This window comes from Catenibacterium sp. CAG:290, assembly GCF_000437715.1.
Taxonomy (GTDB): domain Bacteria; phylum Bacillota_I; class Bacilli_A; order Erysipelotrichales; family Coprobacillaceae; genus Catenibacterium; species Catenibacterium mitsuoka_A.
On record NZ_FR898816.1, the window covers coordinates 1 to 4,102 of the forward strand.

Sequence of the window (4,102 nt, forward strand, 5' to 3'; positions counted from 1 at the left end):
CCGTCTCCCGGACTGCCTGTCTATAATACCCAATATTGCAGCGTTTGTAAAGTGTTTTTTGAATATTTTTTATTTATTTTCTTTTATATGCTATTTTTAACCCTTGTATACTACATAATTTAAAATTAATTATTTTATCACCTAATACAACAATATGCTGTGTAGTGGCTTATTTAGCTACAACAGGAAATAAAAAAAGCATCCCATTATGTGGGATGCTGTATTGGTATTTATGAAATTAAGCTAATTTCTTATAAACATCAATAAATTCCTGAGCTAAATCGATAACTACTAATGCGCACATTAAGTGATCCTGTGCATGTACCATTAATAAGTTAAGTGGAGTTTTTTCTCCTCTGATTTCAGCCTGGATTAATTCAGTCTGAGCATGATGAGCTTCGTTAACTGTTTCTTTAGCAGTCTGAATTGATTCATCTGCCTTTTCGATGTCTCCTGCTTTTGCATACTGAATTGCTTCAATTGCTGAGCTTCTTGCGCTACCAGCATTAACAATTAAGTTAATGACTGTCTGTTCCTGTTCGTCCATTTTAATTCTCCTTTAACAACAATTCCAGATTTCATCTGTGCCTCTATTATAGCAACTCTTGAAAGCAATTTCAACACCCTTTTACAATATGACAAAATTACCCTTTTATAATATGCCAAAATTAGTCTTTGATATAGTTAAAATGCTTACATGCAGCAGTGATTCCTTCTTCTTCAATATTAGTTGTAATATATTTTGCGACTGATTTAAGTTCTGGTACTGCATTACCCATCGCAATGCCTAATCCTGTTTCTTCAATCATTTCTATATCATTACGTCCATCACCAAAAGCAATGGTATCATCAATACTTCTTCCTAGTTCCTTCACTAATTCTTTAATTCCTACTGCTTTAGATGAACCCTTAAGGGTCAAATCAAAAGAACGGTCACTTTGATGTCTCTGTACATCAAAATAAGGACTTAAAGATTCTACCATGACTGGAATATCATCCTTAGAATTGACTACTATCATTCCAATATAAGTTTCTATATTCTTATAATCAAATGAATCAATGATTGTTTCTTCCTTCATACCCCAGTTATTTGCGAATGCCTGATGAACTGGATCTTTTGAATCTCTGACATAAATATAATCATTACCTTCAAAGTAAAAGTTAAAATGATGTTTTTCACATAGATCCATGGTTGCTTTAATTGCTCTGGCTGGTACGACATTCTTATAGACACATTTGCCTTTATATTCTACATAAGCCCCATTACATGTCACATATCCTGAAAATGGATACTTCATAACACCATCCACAATAAAACATTTACACCTACCTGTTGATAAGAATACATCATGTCCTTCTTCCTTTAGTTTATCTAAAGTACGGATAGTTTCAGGTGTGATTTCATATATATCCTGATTACAATCAATAAGTGTCCCATCTATATCAAAAAAGAATAATTTACTCATACTACAATCTCCTTTTCTAGCAAGTACTTCCATTATATCAAATGTATATAGAAATGAAACCAATTAAGATCAGTCTCATAAAATCTTTAATAAGCGTTAAAAAAGATGGGTATTTCTACCCATCTCACTAACATTCTCCATTAAATACTTCTGGAAGGAATACTTTATGTGTTTTGCTTCTATGTCTTACAATTACATAAGTAAGAAGTACAGATACAACAAGTAAACCAACGAAGAATAAGATTTCTGTTGTAGGAACTGCAGTTGCATTCGCAATCACTGATCTAAATCCATTTACACTATATGTGAATGGTACAAATGGATGTAATACTGTATACCAATGTGGTGCAGTTTCTAGTGGATAAGTACCAGCAGAAGCACCAAGGTTAAATACCATGAAGATTAAAGCGATAAATTCACCGATACGACCAAATGCGATTGCAAGGAATGCAATGAATGCCATAAAGGCAAGTGATAATAAGAGCATGAATGCGATACATAATCCTGGTCTAGCAGGAGTGAATCCACAAAGTCCTCTTAAGCTGAAGTATAAGATTAATGCCTGTACAAATGATAATGGAACCATGACTGTAGCTTTTGCAAGTAAGAACTTAACTGGGCTATCAGTAGTAGTCATACCCTTACCAAATGGATACATTAAGCTTAATGCCATACATGCAACATATAAAGCAACACTCATCATATAAGGTGCCATTGCATGACCATTGTTTGGCATATTAGTTATTTCTTTCTTTTGTGTATCTACTGGAGTAGACATCTGCTTGTATGTCTTGTTAGTAGATTTGATATTACTCTTCTTAGAAGCATCTTTTAAGCTGCTTGTAAGTGTATTAGTTCCTTCACCAATAGTAGTTAATCCTTCACCTAATGTTGCAGATCCTGCAGCTAACTGGTTAGATCCAGAACTGATCTTTAATGCACCATCAGCTAACTGAGAAGCACCACTATTTAAAGTTTTATTGTTTGAAGCAAGTGTACCTAAACCATTATTTACCTGTTTAACGCCACCAGTATAAGTCTTTAAACCACTCTGTAATGTGCCTAAGCCTTCATCAATCTGGCTTACTGCACCAACCATACCAACTGAATTAGAAGTTCCCTTCATATTAGCCTGTACTGTTTTTAAGTTAGATACTAATGAATTAACTGCTGTGTTGTTGGCAGTGGCTAATTGTTGTGAACCAGCTAATAATTCCTGAGTCTTCGCATTGGCTGTTGACTGATTCTTTAATACTTCTGCATTACCATAAAGTAATGTAGTTAACTGTTTTAAATCACTAGTATTAATTTTTTCTATTAACTGAGAAGCCACCTGTCTTAATGTCTGTGCCTGTGTGGCAAGACTTGGTGCCTGCAACATTAACTGTTGTGCTACTAGAGGCTGAGTTGCCTGTAGACTTTCTGCCTTTGCCTTTTTTGCGGCAGCTAATTGATCTAGCTTATCCGCATTTGTATTCATAGTACCAATTGTAGTTGTCATTACAGAAACCATACTATCTAATTTTTTAGCTGCCTGTAAGTTGTTTTCTACTAAGTTGTTATCATCAATACCTGCCTGAATCTGAGTGAGTGCTTGTGATAACTGTTTTGAACTTTCATTCATTTCGTTATTCTTTTGAGTTAATGTATTTAACTGTTCAGCGTTCTGATTCAAACCATCAGATAACTGTTTTTCTGCTTCCTTAACAGCACTTAATAACTGTGAGCTACCAGACTTTAATTGAGCAGCACCATTATTTAATGTAGCACTGTTGTTATCTAACTGCTGTGCACCTGCTTTTGCAGTAGATACACCTTCTGTATAAGCACTTAATCCTTTTACTAAAGAATCAGCACCATCATTGAATACCAATGCACTTGAAGCAAGTGTATTTAGGTTTTCTGTGATAGTCTTATTACCTTCACTTGCGGTAGCTACACCATCACTTAATTTCTGTGAGCCTTCTGCGGCTGTATTAAATCCTTTACTTAATGTTTTTACATTCTTGAATAAGATCTTTGAATAAGTCTTAGTCACTGTTGATGAAATTTCAGCTTTTACTTTAGCCATTGCTGAATCATCCATCTTAGTCGCAATATAGTTTGTTTGTGGATTTGTAGTATATGTGAGCATCATTGTCTGTGGATCATCATCCAATAATGTCGTCGCATTTTTAGAGAAGTTCTCAGGAATAGTAATTACCATGTAATACTTTCCATCTTTTAAACCTTTCTGTGCTTTTGTTGATGAAACAATATTGAAATCCATTGAATCATTCTTTGATAATTTATCGCTTAGCTGTTTACCAATATCCATAGTAGAACCATTGTATTCAACTTCTTTATCCTTATTTACAACGGCTACTGGAAGCTGATCTGTTTGACCATATGGATCCCACATAGAACCTAAGAAAACACAAGCATAAATCATTGGAATGATCATGATTGCACAAAGTACAATTTTAAGCCATGTACTTTTCGCAATGTTTTTCCATTCTGCTTTAATCATATTACCCTTTCCTTTCTGTCATCTTCCTAATGACTAGTAGTCATTTTAGTTGACCGTTAGTCATTTATCAATTTACAAATAAGGTGATTTGATAAAAAAGCATCATGTAAGCGTATATCATTTTTTA

General features: G+C 34.2%; 3 protein-coding genes. All 3 read right to left on the bottom strand.

The genetic code is table 11. The annotated features are described in order from the left end of the window. Positions 1 to 238: 238 nt before the first annotated feature. Positions 239 to 547 carry a PTS lactose/cellobiose transporter subunit IIA gene (locus QVO42_RS05810; RefSeq protein ID WP_006505715.1) on the bottom strand — a complete coding sequence of 103 codons (309 nt, stop codon included), beginning with the start codon at positions 545 to 547 and terminating at the stop codon, positions 239 to 241. A gap of 121 nt (positions 548 to 668) precedes the next feature. Continuing rightward, positions 669 to 1,466 (bottom strand): Cof-type HAD-IIB family hydrolase, encoded by a 798-nt coding sequence (locus tag QVO42_RS05815; protein WP_022425213.1) that lies wholly within the window; start codon positions 1,464 to 1,466, stop codon positions 669 to 671. A 127-nt stretch (positions 1,467 to 1,593) separates the two neighbouring features. Continuing rightward, positions 1,594 to 3,975 carry a YhgE/Pip domain-containing protein gene (locus QVO42_RS05820; protein WP_022425214.1) on the bottom strand — a complete coding sequence of 794 codons (2,382 nt, stop codon included), beginning with the start codon at positions 3,973 to 3,975 and terminating at the stop codon, positions 1,594 to 1,596. Positions 3,976 to 4,102: the final 127 nt, after the last annotated feature.

What these genes read in the sequence shown, in the direction of transcription:
- QVO42_RS05810 (WP_006505715.1), bottom strand. Translation starts at nt 547, where the DNA reads ATGGACGAACAGGAACAGACAGTCATTAACTTAATTGTTAATGCTGGT.
- QVO42_RS05815 (WP_022425213.1), bottom strand. Translation starts at nt 1,466, where the DNA reads ATGAGTAAATTATTCTTTTTTGATATAGATGGGACACTTATTGATTGT.
- QVO42_RS05820 (WP_022425214.1), bottom strand. Translation starts at nt 3,975, where the DNA reads ATGATTAAAGCAGAATGGAAAAACATTGCGAAAAGTACATGGCTTAAA.